The sequence below is a fragment of the Microbulbifer rhizosphaerae genome (genome assembly GCF_014191725.1).
Lineage (GTDB): Bacteria > Pseudomonadota > Gammaproteobacteria > Pseudomonadales > Cellvibrionaceae > Microbulbifer > Microbulbifer rhizosphaerae.
On sequence record NZ_JACHWZ010000001.1, the window covers coordinates 108,995 to 125,361 of the forward strand.

The 16,367-nt window shown below is 45.6% G+C and carries 22 protein-coding genes; 4 read left to right on the plus strand and 18 right to left on the minus strand.

Annotated features, from left to right (window positions below; translation table 11 throughout):
* The first annotated feature begins 141 nt into the window (after positions 1-141).
* The 4 genes from ureE (at position 142) to FHS09_RS00325 (ending at position 2,259) form a co-directional block, all read left to right on the plus strand.
* Positions 142-594 (plus strand): urease accessory protein UreE, encoded by a 453-nt coding sequence (gene ureE, locus FHS09_RS00310; protein WP_221191706.1) that lies wholly within the window; start codon positions 142-144, stop codon positions 592-594.
* The gene (locus tag FHS09_RS00315) at positions 575-1,249 is read left to right on the plus strand and encodes an urease accessory protein UreF (RefSeq protein ID WP_183455554.1); all 675 of its coding nucleotides are present in this window, start codon (positions 575-577) and stop codon (positions 1,247-1,249) included. The genes ureE and FHS09_RS00315 overlap by 20 nt, the downstream gene beginning before the upstream one ends.
* Before the next feature lie 138 nt (positions 1,250-1,387).
* Entirely contained in the window at positions 1,388-2,026 is a 639-nt protein-coding gene (gene ureG, locus FHS09_RS00320; protein WP_183455555.1) for an urease accessory protein UreG, read from the plus strand.
* A 35-nt stretch (positions 2,027-2,061) separates the two neighbouring features.
* Entirely contained in the window at positions 2,062-2,259 is a 198-nt protein-coding gene (locus FHS09_RS00325; RefSeq protein ID WP_183455556.1) for a hypothetical protein, read from the plus strand.
* A gap of 135 nt (positions 2,260-2,394) precedes the next feature.
* On the opposite strand, the gene FHS09_RS00330 is transcribed toward FHS09_RS00325, so the two are convergent.
* The 18 genes from FHS09_RS00330 to FHS09_RS00415 all read right to left on the minus strand — a co-directional run bounded on the left by FHS09_RS00330 (position 2,395) and on the right by FHS09_RS00415 (position 15,891).
* A complete protein-coding gene (locus FHS09_RS00330; RefSeq protein WP_183455557.1) occupies positions 2,395-2,700 on the minus strand; it encodes a hypothetical protein in 306 nt (101 codons plus the stop codon).
* The gene (locus FHS09_RS00335) at positions 2,697-3,161 is read right to left on the minus strand and encodes a hypothetical protein (protein ID WP_183455558.1); all 465 of its coding nucleotides are present in this window, start codon (positions 3,159-3,161) and stop codon (positions 2,697-2,699) included. The genes FHS09_RS00330 and FHS09_RS00335 overlap by 4 nt, the downstream gene beginning before the upstream one ends.
* Before the next feature lie 767 nt (positions 3,162-3,928).
* A complete protein-coding gene (locus tag FHS09_RS00340) occupies positions 3,929-4,477 on the minus strand; it encodes a toll/interleukin-1 receptor domain-containing protein (RefSeq protein WP_183455559.1) in 549 nt (182 codons plus the stop codon).
* 89 nt (positions 4,478-4,566) lie between these two features.
* Positions 4,567-5,049: a TIR domain-containing protein gene (locus tag FHS09_RS00345; protein WP_183455560.1), complete on the minus strand. Its 483-nt coding sequence runs from the start codon at positions 5,047-5,049 to the stop codon at positions 4,567-4,569.
* Between the two features lie 3 nt (positions 5,050-5,052).
* Entirely contained in the window at positions 5,053-6,486 is a 1,434-nt protein-coding gene (locus FHS09_RS00350; protein WP_183455561.1) for an SIR2 family protein, read from the minus strand.
* A gap of 156 nt (positions 6,487-6,642) precedes the next feature.
* Positions 6,643-7,119 carry a hypothetical protein gene (locus FHS09_RS00355; RefSeq protein WP_183455562.1) on the minus strand — a complete coding sequence of 159 codons (477 nt, stop codon included), beginning with the start codon at positions 7,117-7,119 and terminating at the stop codon, positions 6,643-6,645.
* A 39-nt stretch (positions 7,120-7,158) separates the two neighbouring features.
* Entirely contained in the window at positions 7,159-7,350 is a 192-nt protein-coding gene (locus FHS09_RS00360; RefSeq protein ID WP_183455563.1) for a hypothetical protein, read from the minus strand.
* 177 nt (positions 7,351-7,527) lie between these two features.
* Positions 7,528-8,610, minus strand: coding sequence for a RelA/SpoT domain-containing protein (locus FHS09_RS00365; protein WP_183455564.1), 1,083 nt, complete (start codon positions 8,608-8,610; stop codon positions 7,528-7,530).
* A gap of 88 nt (positions 8,611-8,698) precedes the next feature.
* Positions 8,699-9,742, minus strand: a complete 1,044-nt coding sequence (locus tag FHS09_RS00370; RefSeq protein WP_183455565.1) for a hypothetical protein — start codon at positions 9,740-9,742, stop codon at positions 8,699-8,701.
* A gap of 515 nt (positions 9,743-10,257) precedes the next feature.
* Positions 10,258-10,545, minus strand: coding sequence for a hypothetical protein (locus tag FHS09_RS00375; RefSeq protein WP_183455566.1), 288 nt, complete (start codon positions 10,543-10,545; stop codon positions 10,258-10,260).
* A gap of 176 nt (positions 10,546-10,721) precedes the next feature.
* Positions 10,722-11,099, minus strand: coding sequence for a HigA family addiction module antitoxin (locus FHS09_RS00380; protein ID WP_221191707.1), 378 nt, complete (start codon positions 11,097-11,099; stop codon positions 10,722-10,724).
* Positions 11,100-11,260: 161 nt separating this feature from the next.
* Positions 11,261-11,452, minus strand: a complete 192-nt coding sequence (locus tag FHS09_RS00385) for a response regulator transcription factor (RefSeq protein ID WP_281383023.1) — start codon at positions 11,450-11,452, stop codon at positions 11,261-11,263.
* Between the two features lie 121 nt (positions 11,453-11,573).
* On the minus strand, positions 11,574-11,861 hold the full coding sequence (locus tag FHS09_RS00390; RefSeq protein WP_183455567.1) for a short-chain dehydrogenase: 288 nt from the start codon (positions 11,859-11,861) through the stop codon (positions 11,574-11,576).
* A 309-nt stretch (positions 11,862-12,170) separates the two neighbouring features.
* Positions 12,171-12,413: a hypothetical protein gene (locus FHS09_RS00395; protein WP_183455568.1), complete on the minus strand. Its 243-nt coding sequence runs from the start codon at positions 12,411-12,413 to the stop codon at positions 12,171-12,173.
* Complete coding sequence (locus FHS09_RS00400) at positions 12,413-12,787, minus strand: Tse2 family ADP-ribosyltransferase toxin (protein WP_183455569.1); 375 nt, start codon at positions 12,785-12,787, stop codon at positions 12,413-12,415. Before FHS09_RS00400 ends, FHS09_RS00395 begins: the two co-directional genes overlap by 1 nt.
* 127 nt (positions 12,788-12,914) lie before the next feature.
* The gene (locus FHS09_RS00405; RefSeq protein ID WP_183455570.1) at positions 12,915-13,889 is read right to left on the minus strand and encodes a zinc ribbon domain-containing protein; all 975 of its coding nucleotides are present in this window, start codon (positions 13,887-13,889) and stop codon (positions 12,915-12,917) included.
* An 85-nt stretch (positions 13,890-13,974) separates the two neighbouring features.
* Entirely contained in the window at positions 13,975-15,000 is a 1,026-nt protein-coding gene (locus FHS09_RS00410) for a hypothetical protein (protein ID WP_183455571.1), read from the minus strand.
* A gap of 99 nt (positions 15,001-15,099) precedes the next feature.
* Positions 15,100-15,891 (minus strand): hypothetical protein, encoded by a 792-nt coding sequence (locus FHS09_RS00415; RefSeq protein WP_183455572.1) that lies wholly within the window; start codon positions 15,889-15,891, stop codon positions 15,100-15,102.
* Between the last annotated feature and the right edge of the window lie 476 nt (positions 15,892-16,367).

A 16,367-nucleotide genomic window follows, 5' to 3' on the forward strand; every position in this document is an offset into this window, starting at 1 on the left:
CCCGCACCGGTTCAAGGGAACCACCCTGTAGGAGCGGGCCATGCCCGCGATCGGCCTCTGTTCGCGGGCATGGGCGGATGGCCGTCCCCCCCCCCGCTCCTACAGGGCGCAAGTAGTTACTTGTAAAGAATTGCCTGAGAGATGAACACCATGCTGGAAATTTACCAACGCCTCGACACGCAAACGCCCCCAACCATCGACGTGCGCGTGGTACTCGACCACCTGCAGCGCGACAAGGGGCGGCTGCGGGTGCAATCGAGCGAGGGGCAGGAAGTGCGGATATTCCTCGAGCGCGGCAAGCCGTTGCAAGTGGGCGAGGTACTGCGCAGCGCCTGCGGCAGGCACATCCTGGTGGAGGGAGCGAAAGAGGCCGTGACCACCGCCCGCAGCGACGACTGGCTGACCTTCAGCCGCGCCTGCTACCACCTGGGTAACCGCCACGTGAAACTGCAGGTGGGCGAACGCTGGCTGCGCATCAAGCCGGACCACGTGCTGGAGGAAATGCTCGTGCAGCTGGGCCTCGACCTGATCCGTGAAGAAGACGTATTCGTCCCCGAGTCCGGCGCCTACAGCCATGGCGATCACCACCACTGACGCGGGCCTGCTGCGGCTGCTGCAACTCTCCAGCGCCAGCCTGCCGGTGGGGGGCTACGCTTTCTCCCAAGGGCTGGAATACGCCGTCGACGCCGGCTGGGTGCGCAGCGCGGAGGAAACCCGCGCATGGCTGGAATTGCAGTTGCGCCACGGCCTGGCCCGGGTGGACTGCCCATTGTTGCTGCGCTGCTACGAGGCGCTGGAAGAGGGCGCGATGGACCGGCTGCGCTACTGGAACCGCTACGCGCTGGCATGCCGGGAAACCCGGGAACTGCTGCTGACCGATACCGCTACCGGCAATGCGCTGATGCGCCTGCTGGCGCAGCTGGAAGTCCCCGATCCGCTGGCGGAGACGGAGGTAAGTTTCGTTACCGCGTTCGCGCTGGCTGCCCGCCACTGGCAGATCGACAAAAATGCGGCGCTGGCCGGCTTGGTGTGGTCCTGGCTGGAAAACCAGGTCGCCGCGGCCACCAAGCTGGTACCCCTGGGCCAGACCCAGGCGCAAAAACTGTTGGGAGAACTGCAACTGCAGGTGCCCGCCGCCATCGAATGCGCGCGTAGTCTGGATGACAGCGAACTGGGCAGTGGACTGCCGGCACTGGCCATCGCCAGTGCGCGACACGAACACATGTACACCCGGTTGTTTCGATCCTGATTGGACTACTTGCTCCAACAGTCCCCTCTCCCCCTTTGGGGGAGAGGGTTAGGGAGAGGGGGCGCCTGATCAAAGCCCCCCTCCCCCGCAAACGGGGGAGAGTAGTTATGATCGATCAAGAAATATTGTGGAGGAAATATGAATCAGGCCAACAGCCAAACCCTGCGGGTCGGCGTGGGCGGACCGGTGGGCTCGGGTAAGACCGCACTGCTGCGAGAGCTATGCCGGGCCCTGCGCGACCACTACGACATCGCCGTGGTGACCAACGATATCTATACCCAGGAGGATGCCCAGTTTCTCACCCGTCACCAAGCGCTCAGCGCCGATCGCATTATCGGCGTGGAAACCGGCGGCTGCCCGCACACGGCGATCCGCGAGGACGCATCCATGAACCTGGCGGCCATCGACGAGTTGGTGGCCCGCCACGGCAATCTGGATGTGGTGTTCGTGGAGAGCGGTGGCGACAACCTGAGCGCAACCTTCAGCCCGGAACTGTCCGACCTTACCATTTACGTCATCGACGTATCCGCCGGTGACAAGATCCCGCGCAAGGGTGGGCCGGGTATTACCCGTTCCGACCTGCTGATTATCAACAAGACTGACCTGGCGCCCCTGGTAGAAGCCTCACTGGAAGTGATGGACCGCGATGCGAAAGCAATGCGCGGCGAGAAGCCATTCGTGTTCTCCAATCTGAAGTCCCGGGAGGGGCTGCAGGACATCATCCAATTTATTGTCCGCGAGGGCATGCTGGACGACAAACCGGCATTGACGGCTTAGGCTCCTTTTCAACAACTCCGGCAGAGAGATCGACAATGACCAACAAGCATATTTTTTCCGCACTACTAGCGCTGTTTTCCGCAGGCTTCTGTGTATTCGGCTGGGCACACGAAGGCCATGCTCCTCCCGGCCCCATACATGAATTGCATCATCTGCTGTGGTTGCTGATGCCGTTGGCGATCGGTGCCGTGTTGATTTTCTGGCACCGGCAGCGCAAAAGAGATCGCGATTAGCAATACTGCCATCTTCACATAATGCCGCAATCAACTGCGGATAAGTTTGTGCGCTTTTTGCGCAATAATGGAGCGTAGCGACAGCACAACAAAGTGCACAAACTTAGCCGTCGATTGCATTGCCTAGTTGAACGATTAGGCCATGTCGGACTCTGAATCCCATTCCGAGCTAAAACCACTGGATTTAAAATACGCTCTGAAAGAGTTGAATAAACACTCACTCCACTCTTCTAAATTGACTTCCCCGCAAACTTCTATAGAGTTTTTTGAATCTTCTATAAGAGAATCAACCATCAACCAGAAAAACTTCGCCAAAATTACGGCCTCTTCTGAGTTGGAAGCCTCACCTTTGACTAGAATATTAACTGCCTCGATATTTCCTAGCTTATGAGCATAATGCAGGGAAATTTCTTTTTCTTTTTCAAAACGATAATTAATCATAGTGCGTCTTGAACCTCCCTTATAACAGACATTCTATCCGCCAATTCCAATAACTTGGTTCGCAACTGGGTTGTCGTCATTCTTTCTTCGACTGTGAGAAATGCATGCTCCTTGTCTTTTTCGTCTATAACAAATTTTAGACCTTTTGGGACATTGCAATTCTCGATAACCCAATGCACATCCACAGGGTTTCCAGATGACCATTTCTTCTTAAGCTTGTATTTATCTTTTAAATGCTGCCATTTGGCGGAAAATGACAATCCCATCTGAGAGTGTGGCAAAACCCAATTTTTACATTGCGAGAAAAGGTAGTCTTTTTCCCTAATATTATTGTACGTCTTCCCCTGTTTATCATCCATATATAAAGTTGGATGATCTCCTCTCGTCGTAGGTCTAGCGAAAAAAGTATCTAAACTTTTAACATACTCTCGAATATCTTGAATTATCCTAAATTGTTCCATTTTTTCCCTATATTTTCGATAAGCTAATTGTTCCTAACGTCGCCTTGGCTGGCATTGTTGTACGATATGGACCTCAGCTTGTAGAAGCTATGGTTTATTAACTGCCTCATAATTATTTAAACATGAAACTCTGTCCTTGTACAATATTCACATAAAAATTACAGATGCATGTCGATTGAGCCATACGGAGCTGACAGAGCTTCGAAAGCAAGGCATCACCGCCGTTCAGGAGGGAGAGTCCCCGGAAGATGTGGCCCGTGTTTTGGCCTCCTAACGCCGCCAACACTAGTGGCGAATTTGTTGCAGTCATTTATGCGGGAAATTTGACATCTGCGTGATTGGTCTTGTTATACGCGCCTCCTATAAGCTCACAACCGCGTCCTATATTTCTTTATTTTCGCATAGCAGAAGTATGAACTCTTGGAAAGGATTATTACGCTCAGTATCAGTAGAAGCGATATCCGCACCACTTCAATATTGAAGCCAAGATTACTTACATAAGGTTTATCTTTTGCGTAATTCAAAAAAATGAGATCAGAAATACATTTATCAGAGGAAAAGTCAATACCGTTGCGCAGGCCTTAAAAAATTTTCCACGCCGAAACAGGCCGGCAATTCTTCTTGCCAGATTTCTTTTTATCCAAAGATCAAATCTGAGTTTCTTTAAAAATGACATTCAGCTCTCTATGCGTATAACGCCTTTGGTAAGCTGCCGGGACGGAGCGCAGCGTAGTACCGGGTCAGCCTCACCCACTCGTTAGGTGCAGTCATCCCTTCAACCATTCGGATAATTTAGTGGCTGTATTTGCGTGATGATCATAAACCATCCATAAAGGTTTTGGTTCCCCTTGAATTCTTCCCCAAACGATATGCCTGTACAGACCAAGGTATTCTTGCTTAGCCCAAGATTGCTCATAGCTAGATGAAGCAGCAGGAAACAAAGCGACATTTGCTGTCGATAACCTAGAGTCTCCAATTCCAAGTTCCCAAGGAACCCATTTAGAATCTTTACTATTCGTAGTGACAAGCACAATCAATCGACGACTTTCATGTATTTGATTTTTAATTATTTTTGCTGTTTCTGTGCTTGGGGTTTCAGGGAGGCTTTCGTCTCCTAAATCACAATAAACAGAGGCTCCATGGTTTTCCAGTAGTTTAACGACACCAGGCAAATATTCTGAGTCTTTAGATGAGTGTGATAGAAATGTATCCTTGCTAGATCTTGAGCTAGATCGGGACTTAATTATCGCCTGCTCATTTATAGTCAGATCGTCATTAAATCTTTTAAGATCATTAAATGTTACAAAATCTACCATATTTCATCCATAATCGCTCTTATATGAACATGACTATACGAAATTCAACAAAGATAAAAAAATAGTTTTAAGAACTATCTTTTATCAATTCATTCCCTTTGAACAATCGCTGCATCCACCCAGCCTTGCATGTTTTTAACTATATAGTTATATGTGTCATTTGTAGAAGGATCATAACATTTAACTACGCTAGATAGCGCCCTCCCATCTTTAAAATTGAAATTATCAAATGGATTTTTACCTTTACGGCTAACACCATTTCGTGGACATTTTAAATTATGAATAAATATACCAAATATTGGTTTTCCGTCATTCCAAGCTTTTTCTATTTCATATTTCACCCATGGACGATTGGAAGTTTCCTCACCAACAAGAACAATTACACATTGTTTATATTTAAAGTTGTCATCTATCCATTTTTTTACCGCTGCGTCACCACCTCTTTTTACCGTCTCCCAATCATTAGCTGATACAGGTGTATTTCCCTCAAGAGCACCGATGTTGCGAATTTGTTGGACTCGCATAACATCGTTATCATAGTGAAAACTAAAGAATACCGGTTTCCTAGCCATTTTTTACTCCTTTGACATTAAATCAATTACATTAACAATTTTCGAAATCAACTGCTCTGGCTTTTCTACATCAGCACCGAGATCATTTATCGCCTCAATCAGGCTTGTATTGGATTCGTCATAATATTGCGACACATTCGCCATCACTTCGATCCAAAGCTCCTTTGCCATATGACCACTACTTCCTACAGGGATTAATGCCAATCCTAATTCACGGGCTATATCAAATTCTTTTCTAACGCCATCTGCCAGTACAATATCGCCATCTTCAAATTTATTTCCCATAAAAAATATGGCGATACCAGCAGACCCTATAACCTCATATCTATATTTTCTCCAAGTCTCATCTCTTAACTGCTTATCTTCTATATGCTGTGGAAAAGGCCTCATTATTAGATAGTCGTTAATATACCCGTTGTGATGGGCATATACTCCCTGTATCGCACCCGTTATAAATGCATTACCAATACCCAAGCCAATACCGGAGGATATTTTACAATTTCTCTCAATCAGGACTTTACCCAAGCGACAAAGAAATGACTCTACATCTACTTGGTTAAATGGCGTGAATTCATGGGCACTACCGGATAAAAAAATTGTTCTACGTCTATAAGCCCGCTCAACCCTTCTTAATATTTCAGTAATATCAGAGTAGTTTTCAACCAGTATTGTTTTTATTTGGAATCTTGAAAGATCTTTTATTAGCAACGCCTGTTTGATTTTGGCATTCTCATAAAGTTGAGAATTCTCAAAATCAGTTTTACTGCATTGCTTGAAAATACAGTAGTGCTGTCTTTGATGCTCCTCAAAATAAGCTTTTACCCGGCTCATTATGTAATCCAGATTCGGATCAGTGAAACTGAAACCTACAAATAGAAATGTTTTAGAAACAAGATCACCCGACAAAGCGGTTATGTAGGGCTTCATTTTTAGTGGATATTTTTCATAGTCATCTTTTGTTAGAACAGCTATGTCAGGATGATCTATGTCGCCATGCATTTTATATACGATTGAATCTCTTTTTCTCTTTGTTGTGGCCAAATGATTGTTCGTATATTTTACATCTACAATTTTGCCAACACTTTCCAATGACTTTTCTATCAGCTTGTCGTAATTTGTCGTCCAATATGTTTTTATCGGTAATCGAGATAGTATTTCGTGATTCTCAGTAGGTTGCTTTGCAGTTGCGATTTCATCCATTAACTGCTGGCTTATGCGGTTACGCCCATTTTCATTCAAATAAAACTGAGCTACCCCAACTAGATCTTGCTCCTCGTCTATATCCAAACTTAATTCATTAGCAAGTGGTCGTAACAGCTCCCTCCAATTCACATATCCAGCCGAGGAGGATAATCCTGCACCAGCGAATATTGCCACATTATCTTCCTCGAGCTCACTCAGGAAGCGCTGGATAAATAACTCCTGTTCTTTTGTCATCAATAACTTCCTACTTGTTCTCGATATTCTATGGATGCCCAGAGCACCTAACGCTGAGACCAAGGGCAGCCTACTATAAGCGCCTTTTGCGCAAAAGTGGGAGCGCAGAGACCGCACAAAAGGTGCTTATAGTAGGCTGTCCCTTGGATCGACTGGTTATGTGGCTTGGCCTCCCGCGGTCCCAATGATTGAACGAATAATCAATATTACTCCACTTATGGCCGCCACCCAAATAGGGATGTATAGAGTCCACTTCTGAGATCTCCGCACTTCCCTATCATGCAGTTCTATTGCAAGCTCCATCAACCTATAAATTATCGATTTATCAAATGGTTCACTTTTTAACTCAGGTGATGTTTTGTGTGTATGCCTACATATGAGCGATAACGGGTATCCCTTCCCTTCATCTATACGGAAAAATTCAGGGTGTTCTTTTGCTACTGCTATCCATGACTCTCCAGAGGAGGGCGTGGCTTTTAGCTCGTGCCTCAAACCGCCCCTGTCTTCATCCTCAGCAATACCTGACTCAGAACGGTAAACTAAACTATCTAATCCCAGAACTTGAATTAGCCCCAAAATATCACCCAGCCTTCCCGGCTCTAAGTAAGGATTATTTTTCTGTTTTCGAAACACTATTTAATTTTCCTTATGCTACATAACATTTATTTATATTCACACCACCTGGAGGTCTTTTCTTGCAATTTCAATCATGGAGGAAAGACACTTATTTGTTGCATCTAGATCTTCTTGTAGATACAGCACCCACGAACCGTCTTTGCCTGCCTCTGAGAACTCTGTTTTGTAGGTTTTTAAACACGCTATTGCTTCTTGAGAGTGTGAGCGATTTTTCTCTCCGTCGCCCACGTCCTGATTCTTTGCCTTCCCCTTGAAGAGTACCGTCGCAGCTCAACTGCGGGGGTTTCTTTGACCTTGAGCGGCTGATTGGGGCTCACTTCAACCCTATATTGCTAATAAGTGTCCTCTAACGTTCGAAAATTTTTCAATAATAAACGTCATCAGAATACTTTCCGATTTTTCTATTTATGGCTGTCCTTTTTCTTGTTCTTGTTCGGCTGGCTTTTTTTTCCGAACTCTCTTCTTACTTTCACTTATAACCCTACGCCCCGATAGAATCTCGCACCCTTGCCCTACAAGATTTATAAAATCAGTAGCATCTGAGAAGTAATTCTTGAATGCAAACCTAATCTCATCTGATGTGTCCGCTCTAACCAGAACGATATCTCGACCGTCAGCCTGTCTCTCCAACTCAAACAATGCCCTGAGAGCATCAGTTGCATCTTTATACGTGTGAACCTCAAGATCACCAGAATCCGAAAATATCAGAATCGTATTTCTCTTTTTGGAGACATCCGTATCTGAGGAATTAAGGCTTCTAAGCATATTAAGAAGACCTATCTCCCGTTCCTTTGCGAGAAACAGTCTCACCACCTCATCATTTGTGAGTTGCCGATGGGGACCATGATTATTCTCGAAAGCGCGCGCAAGTATTTCGCCAGCAAGCGCCATAGCTTCTTCATACCGAGAATCCCCCTCTTGAAATTTAGGCTGACTCTCCGTTATAAAACCAATAACTTCAACAGCAGTCGCCCATGCATGTTGGATATTAGTTCTATATTGAAGCTCGACCATTAATCCCTTAAGGTGGCTCCCAGAATCGGATTTAACATCGTAACTGTATATATCGTGGACGCCGCGATAACCCGTGCTTTTCGGACTCTTGATATAATCATATCTATCAACATCATTCTTGAGTTCGTGTTTGAATCTCGCTTTATGTAACTTTTCACGGAACTGATAGAGCTCTTCAATAGACGGGAATATGAGCCTGCATCCCGCAACATCATCCATCCTGGATAGCTGCATCTTGGGAAATCTATGAAGCTTGCCGATAATCGTAGACTTTCTCTTGTGTCGCTGCGCTACAACCACCTGGGACTGCCTAGTGCGCATCCTTAAGACTGCCTGAAAGGTATTCAGAACTCCCCTATGCGCAGCTCTCCATGAATCAATAACACGCAGATCCTCTTCTGTGGCCGTGGCTTCTCTTATCCTTTCGCCAGCCTTATTTACGCGACTTCTTGAGCCGCCGGGAAAGTCATTCATTTCAATTTCCTTGCTCTGCCGAACATCAATCAGTGGCGCGCCTTAGCGTGTCCAGTGGAGGCCGTTTTTTGGCTGTAACCAACTGCATTTACTTGTTAGAACTGGCCGCGGCTTGAACTATTGGCTTACTCAGAATTTCGACCATGGATTTGCCCGATACCGCAGGTGTATCACCGCCGATGGTATAGCCCGTAGTTTGAGGGTTAAAGATACAACCCGCAGCCTGAATTAGAATTGCTTCCCTGCTGCCTGGATCGTCAGTTGCATCTACCATAGCCTTATATGTCATGAGTGCATTCTGACGGTGCTTGTTAACGATAGAGTTATGTTTATGATTTAAATAATTCTTTGCCGATAGAATTAACAAATAGGCAAGTACACCAAATATTAATAATTTACTTGAGACTAACTGAACGGTTTCAAATGTATTGACCGGTGCAATCCATGACCATTTGTGTAAAAAAATAGAAGCTATGGCGAAAACTGCTAAAGTTGAGGCCACCCATATTGTTCTTACCTCCCATTTGGCAGCATCAGTTTCATGTACCGATGATTCAGTTTGGAAGTAGATTGCTTGTTGAGTTACGCCTTGCTCGGCTGCTGTTTCACGAATATCGCTCAATATTCCTTCGGCACTCTCTTTTTGTGCCTCAAGGCTTTTTTGAATAGAACTAGCTTCATCTTTAATTTGTTGAAATGTTGATCTTGCATCTGAATCCAATCGCTGAAAGTCAGCTGAACGATGTAAAGAATATGAAATATGAGGGCTCAGTTTGTTAAACGCTGGATCATATGCATTTACAAGTTGAGTCATATAAGTATCGCGTACCGTTGATGGTGTTTGCTGAGCGGATGGATCAAAAGCTATGATTTGATCGAACTTCTGGTAATCTGCATCGCACTGTGCCTTTATCTGAGTAAGTATTGCATCAGGAAAATCTTCAAGCGCTGTTGTTGATAACCGTCTATACAACGAGATCAACCGTCTCGATGGCTCAATTGAATTCTGAAAATTAAGCGAGCTTCCAAGCTCATTGACCCTTGGAAGGTGATCAACATCAAACTCCTGCATTCTCAATAAGCTGACCGTTGCGGACTTCAACAGTGTTTTTTCTTCTATTACTTCAGCCATCTAAATTCCCTCTAGGTTATCTATATAAGTAATTCTAACATTTATATAGAGGCCCCCAAGACCACTTTGCCCAAGACTGGTATCCTTGGTGAAATTTTACGCAGAATGCCCGCGAAGCCCCGCCACGTCAAGGTGCGGTTCCCGCTTTGGGCAAAGTGATCACCGCGCCTACTATCCCATTTTCAGGGGGAGAGGTAGCTGCATATTTCTATTGTGATTTTTGACGATTTTCGATTGTGCCGAGATATCGGCCTCGGTGATCATTTTTCCATTGGCACTCGTGTTGCCAATGCTGCATCAAGGGCGCCTATGAAAGACGGCGCTGAGCGCGGTGGTTAACGGCGGCCGGATGCGGATGGGGTTCAATAGGGTTGGCGTGAAAAGCCTTTTGTTTAGCGTGTGTCCAATTTTTACGCAATACGCTTACTCGGCTGGGGAATAAAGGTGGTAGTCCCCCAAGCTCGGCCATCGCTGGCCGGGCTTGGGGATCTTTCCGGCCACCGGCAGGTGGCCGACTAGTCTCTGGTCAGAGCCCGGAACAGGTCGTAGCCGTCGGACAGCAACAGGTAGGCGGCTTCGGATACCACGCTGAGCGCGCGGCTATCGGCACTCTGTACGTCGTCAGAGGCGGTGAGTTCCAGCAGCCTCTGGGCAGCGCCCAGACGGTGATTGGCCGTATCCAGTAAATCAAGGGGCTTGGCAGACCGGTCAAAGAAGATGACCGGGTCAACGGTGGGGTGGGCTGTCAGCGCCTGAAGGCTGTGACAGGAGGATGGGTTTTGAGTAAACTTCGCGCCAGCCATTGTCGACTCCTCTATAGTCGGTGATGGTTAGCTGGTCTTGGGTGTTGGTAGCACCCAGGGCCAGCGCCTTTTGTAAAAGAGACCGGTATTTGGCCTCCTTTCTTTCCTTTGCTATCCAATCCTTTTTGGCAAATTGTATGAACTGGATGCGTATACAGTATAGGTGGTCTCTAGTACTAAATAAAGTATTGGCTGCAAGATATTTGGATAAGGTAGCAGCTGCGCGCGACTTGATTCGTTAAGCCATCTTTCGCCAGTGGGTGATATCTTGAATATCGGCCAAGTCGTTCTGTTCGGCCTGTTGTGTTGTAAAGATCCCACCTGATTTGCAGATTGAGCCAGAAATCGGTCGAGACGCCGAAAAAACGAGCCAAACGAAGCGCTGTGCTGGGTGTAATGCCACGCTTCTGATTAACCAGCTTATTAACACGTTGGTAAGTAATATGAATGGCATCTGCCAGTTCAAGCTGTGTAATGTTCATCAGGCGCAAAAACTCTTCTACCAGTATTTCGCCGGGATGAATCGGTTGCCTGTGCGTAGGCATGCGGACCATACTTCACCTCTCCGTTGAAAATGTCTTCCGTGCCCTTGTCTTTGAAATCAACAATCATGGTAGAGCGGTAGAGCGGTAGAGCGGTAGAGCGGTAGAGCGGTATCCATGCTATGTCAACTCCGGCTCTGGGCATGTTGCTTAACCAATTGTTTTTGCTCCACTCAGGAATCCATGTTCAACTCGCGTATGGCGATACCCGCCGCCGCGGTGCGGTTCTCCACGCCCAGCTTGAAGAAGATTCCCTCCAGGTGCTTGTTCACGGTGCGCGGGCTGACCGCGAGAATCTCGCCGATTTCCCGGTTCGTCTTGCCGTTGGCAATCCAGAACGCGGTGCTGGAGGGTTTCCGCGGCAACGGAGTCAGGTCTTACATTTGACACGGCTTATGTGAATTGTAAGGCCTGACCCCATACCTGCAAGCCCGGCCATTGCTGGCCGGGCTTGGGGATCTTTCCGGCCACCGGCAGGTGGCCGATCTAGTCGCTGGTCAGAGCCCGGAACAGGTCGTAGCCGTCGGACAGCAACAGGTAGGCGGCTTCGGATACCACGCTGAGGGCCCGGCTATCGGCACTCTGTATGTCGTCAGAGGCGGTGAGTTCCAGCAGCCGCTGGGCAGCGCCCAGACGGTGATTGGCCGTATCCAGTAAATCAAGGGGCTTGGCAGACCGGTCAAAGAAGATGACCGGGTCAGTGGTGGGGTGGGCTGTCAGCGCCTGAAGGCTGTGACAGGAGGAGGGGTTTTGAGTAAACTTCGCGCCAGCCATTGTCGACTCCTTTTCAGTCGGTGATGGTTAGCTGGTCTTGGGTGTTGGTAGCACCCAGGGCCAGCGCCTTTTTTATAAAAGAGACCGGTATTTGGCCTCCTTTCTTTCCTTTGCTATCCATCCTCTTTGGGAAATTGTAGAGACTGGATACATATACAGTATAAGTGGTCTCTGGTACTAAATAAAGTATTGGCTGCAAGATATTTGGATAAGGTCGCGGCTGCGCGCGACTTGATTCGTTAAGCCATCTTTTTTCGCCAGTGGGTGATATCTTGAATATCGGCCAAGTCCTTCTGTTCGGCTTGTTGGCTAGACCTCGTCGCGACTGAAATCTTTGATTTGATCTCCGAAAACAGAGGCTGCCTCTGTTTCTAGGCGCTCTTTCAAGCCGACAACCTCCAAGCAATCATTGCCAGCATCAGCAGCTTCATCTTCATCAGTAGAGTTCTCTGCTATATCCTTTAGTCGCTGAATTTCTCTTGAAAGAGATTCTAAAACGACTCTAGCTTCCCAGTCTAAAAGTGAGGTTTTAAGCTCTCGTAGAACACTCATTATGAAACCTGTTTCTTAAATACCTTTTGACACTTCATGGCCAATTTAGAAAGAAGCCCCTTGAACTCATCAAGAGGCATGTTTGAAACTGGACATATACTGTAATGTCCTGGGCGATCATTGATAAGTTTTAGTCCGGTTGGTACGACAGTATGCCTAGGGATTTTCCAAACCCAGCCAGACATAGGAGTAGAATCTAGCCTTTCCTTGGTTGAAAGTGAAACTCCTTTACCATTTGATACAACAACAATAATTCCATTGACTTCTATTGTATCTATATCCTTGGGTCTCCGTACATTTGTGAGGCGCGGATCTGTAGAATTTCCAAGACGAAATAGATCCTCTGGCGCCATAAATAAATCTTCAACATTCACTTCCTGTTCTCCTTTTGTTGATTAAGAAATCGAGCTCTAACGCTTCACATCACCGGCAGCAAAAAGCAGAGCGACGAAGGAGCGGCGTTTTTTGTCGTTCGAGTGTATGTGATTGTTAGAGAAATTTTCACTTGAACAATAAGTACAGAACTACAATGCCAGCGACAATCCACCAAACTGAAGACAACGAGCCGCTTTTTTTCTTTGTTTTTGACGACCTTTTTTGTTTCGGCGTCTCATCATCTAGTTGGAGATTGACCTTCATGACGCGCTCATTCCCCGAATGATTACCTGCACTTTCGATATCCCAGATCGGCTTAAAGCCACCAACAACATATATATTGATTTTCTTTATAACAGGCTTCACACCGACTGCAACTTCTTTGTAATCACCGTTTACTTCCTCGTAGCTTGTTCTGTATTGCCAGTTCCGGTCACTTTTCGGGTTAATGCTGTCGGGTAGTTTTTCTAGCGTTTCAAGAACTCGTTTTCTATCCAGAATCGGACACAATTCATTTTCTTTTAATGTGAGTTCTAGTTCATGCTTGATTCTGTCTTTATCGAAGTGCCAAGCCCCTGACTTATCGAACTCGCCATAATCAAGCCAATCACCTCCCCATTCATTGATTGGCATATTTAATCTTTTGCACCCCCAAATATTGGCTTCATATTCTTTTTCACCAAAACAGAACTGTTCAGGCTTATAGGATTTTTGTCTATTTCTATAACAACCAACACCATAATAGGTTAAGTCTTTCTTAGTTGCAGCATGCCTATTTATGAGCATTTGAGATGATTTCCAACTTCCAACCAATTCATATAGGTTAATAATCAAATCCACTTCTGTGATTGGTAGTGAGATTTTATGTTGGGCTTGCTTCCCTTCGCCTGTAACTGAGTAAGACGGAATGTTTTTGCAAATTTGAACTGCCTTGGTAAAGTTTGCCGATGAACTTTCACCAAAAGATATTTCAACATTTGCTATCTGCGATTCTGCGACTGGAACAGTTACCCGATCTGCTTCAGTGACAGGATCGCCGCACTGAGGACAAAATTTTGATCCCTCGTTTATTCCAGCACCACATTTATCGCATACCAACATGATTCTTCCTCTTGGTTTTCTTTTCTCTAACGCCTCAAGCACCGGCGCAGCTTTGCTGCGTCCGAGTGCTTTGACTTGTTAGCTGCTATTTGCTACCTAAATTAGCTACCTCAAAAACTGGAACGCTTTTTCTTGCGCCAGATACAGTTGTATAGGAGGTCATACCCTTAAAAACAAAAAAGTCATTTTTAAATGATTGCCCTTCTTGATAAATTTTAGCTTTTTCTTTAGCTGCAAGGATGGTGAAGGTTAAATACTCGTTAGCCGCATATTCTGAAAAAGAGTATAAAACTGAATCATCTAATATTTGAATGGCTTTTAACTTAGGATACCACTTTAAACAAGGATCGTTGTTTAGTTTGTGACAGCCAACGACCTTGTTTATATAGTTCTCAAGCCCCCCATTTTTTTGGGTGTCGTAGATTAGCTTGATAATATTAACTTTTGCATACCCCGAATATCCATGCTCTTTCGATAATATATCTATTCGGTCTATTTCTTTTTGAGTAGCTTGTTTTTTTGCCTCTTCTTCGGCCTTTCTTGCTAATCGCTTTTCTTCTTTCTTTCTAAGCCGGTCCTCTTGCTCTTGTTTTTTATTTAACTCCCTTTCTGCTATGGCTTTTTCTTTTCTGGCCTCGTCTTGTTTTGAAAGCTGTTCATTAAGGGCGTAGAATTTTTCAACGGCTGAGTTTCTATGATTATTAATGTAGGTCATAAAGTCTTCAGAATATGGGAAAGATTTAGGCTTGCCATTATCAATACCTATTATATATAGATACTCGCAGCTTGATTCGCATTTCCGAAGCGATATTTCACCGTTTCCTGCTGCCTTGTATTGACTCATATTTGATTCAATTTTTCTAAGGTGTGCGTGGTAGCTATCTATGTTTTTAAGCCACTCGACTGTTCTTTTATAGTGATCAGATAAAAGATAACCACTTATTGCTTGTTGTCTGACTCTCTTATTGATAGCGGCAAACTCTTGATCTGCTTCATCATATTTTGCAGCCATTAGAAGAGGCTCAACTTTATCCATATATTCATAGATGTATTTCGCATGTGATACATTTGCACATAAGAGCATTACTAAAAATAATATCCTTGATTTCATGATGTTCCTCTATTAATGGCATAACGCCCGGCTTACGACGCGCCGGTTTGGAGCCGCAAAGCGGCGGAAAATCGGTCGCTGTGCAGCCGATTGTTAGCACTACTTTCTAGTCATCCAATTTGCCACAAGATCTGGATTTATCAAGCAGTAAGCTGCACCTAACAAAAAAGCTACAAATAAAAACCAGAGTTTACCTGAAAAAAAAGAAGTAGATTTTGTTAAGAAAAACCAAAAGCTTTGCGTCAGGCCGGGCGAGCGCTGGTTCATTAGGCTCAGGTAATGAATTAACGAGAATGCTATCAAAAGAATCGCTAATGCAAGGATTACAACCCCAGACACATGGGCAAACATAAAATTTCGACCATACTCACTTAACCAATCTTTATAGAAGGTCCAAAAGGTGTTGTTCAGTGCGCCCTGCTGAATACTTGGGTCGAAACTTATTCTCGCCAAATTAAGTATATAGATAGAAACACAAAGCAATATCATCGGGCCAACTGTGTAAAACCACCACTCATCCGATGTGTAATGCCCTTTAATTAACGAAATAATTATTGTCGTAGCAGAAAAGCTCAATACTGACAATATCGAAGTTGCCAAATAGTACTGTACAGTATCGAAATATATAGCATATTTCCAAATTATAAAAATTAAAGCAATCCCACCAGCTATTAACAGCCCCATTCCGTCGTCTGACTCATTAGATGACCGTCTTCTCTCGACAACTTTAGTTACATAGATCGTTCTTGTTTGAGTAACTGTTGCTGGAGCTTGTGCCTCGGGAGACTTTGTCAAACCCGAGAATAAAGCAGCAAAAATCACCCCCATTATTGGGCCAAGCAGTAAGCTTTGCGCTAAGGGGTTATGTATAAACTCTGAAACTAATTCCATTTCTGAAGCTTTCTCCTAAGTGGTGCTAATATTTATATAGTGGCCCCCAAGACCACTTTGCCAAAGACTGATATCTCTTGGTGAAATTTTACGCAGAATGCCCGCAAAGCCCCGCCACGTCAAGGCTACAGGACGCGGGTGTGTGGTTCCCGCTTTGGGCAAAGTGATCACCGCGCCTACTATCGGCGGACGGATGCGGATGGGTTTCAATAGAGCTGGCGTGAAAAGCCTTTTGTCTTGAAAGGTCTAGACATTCCCGCGGAGTTGCGCCTTGATTGTGAACCGCTTTGAAAGCCAGGGGCATCTCGGGACTTGTTCATAGGCTCCTTAAATAAAGTATTGACGGCAAGAGATTGGCTTCCGTTGTTGGTCTTTTTCTGTGCCGCTATTTGCACATAGCACACCCGCTCGCTGATCGCGGCCAACGGCGGATGGCCGCCCCGCCGCTCCTACAAGGGATGAGTAGTCCGGGCCGC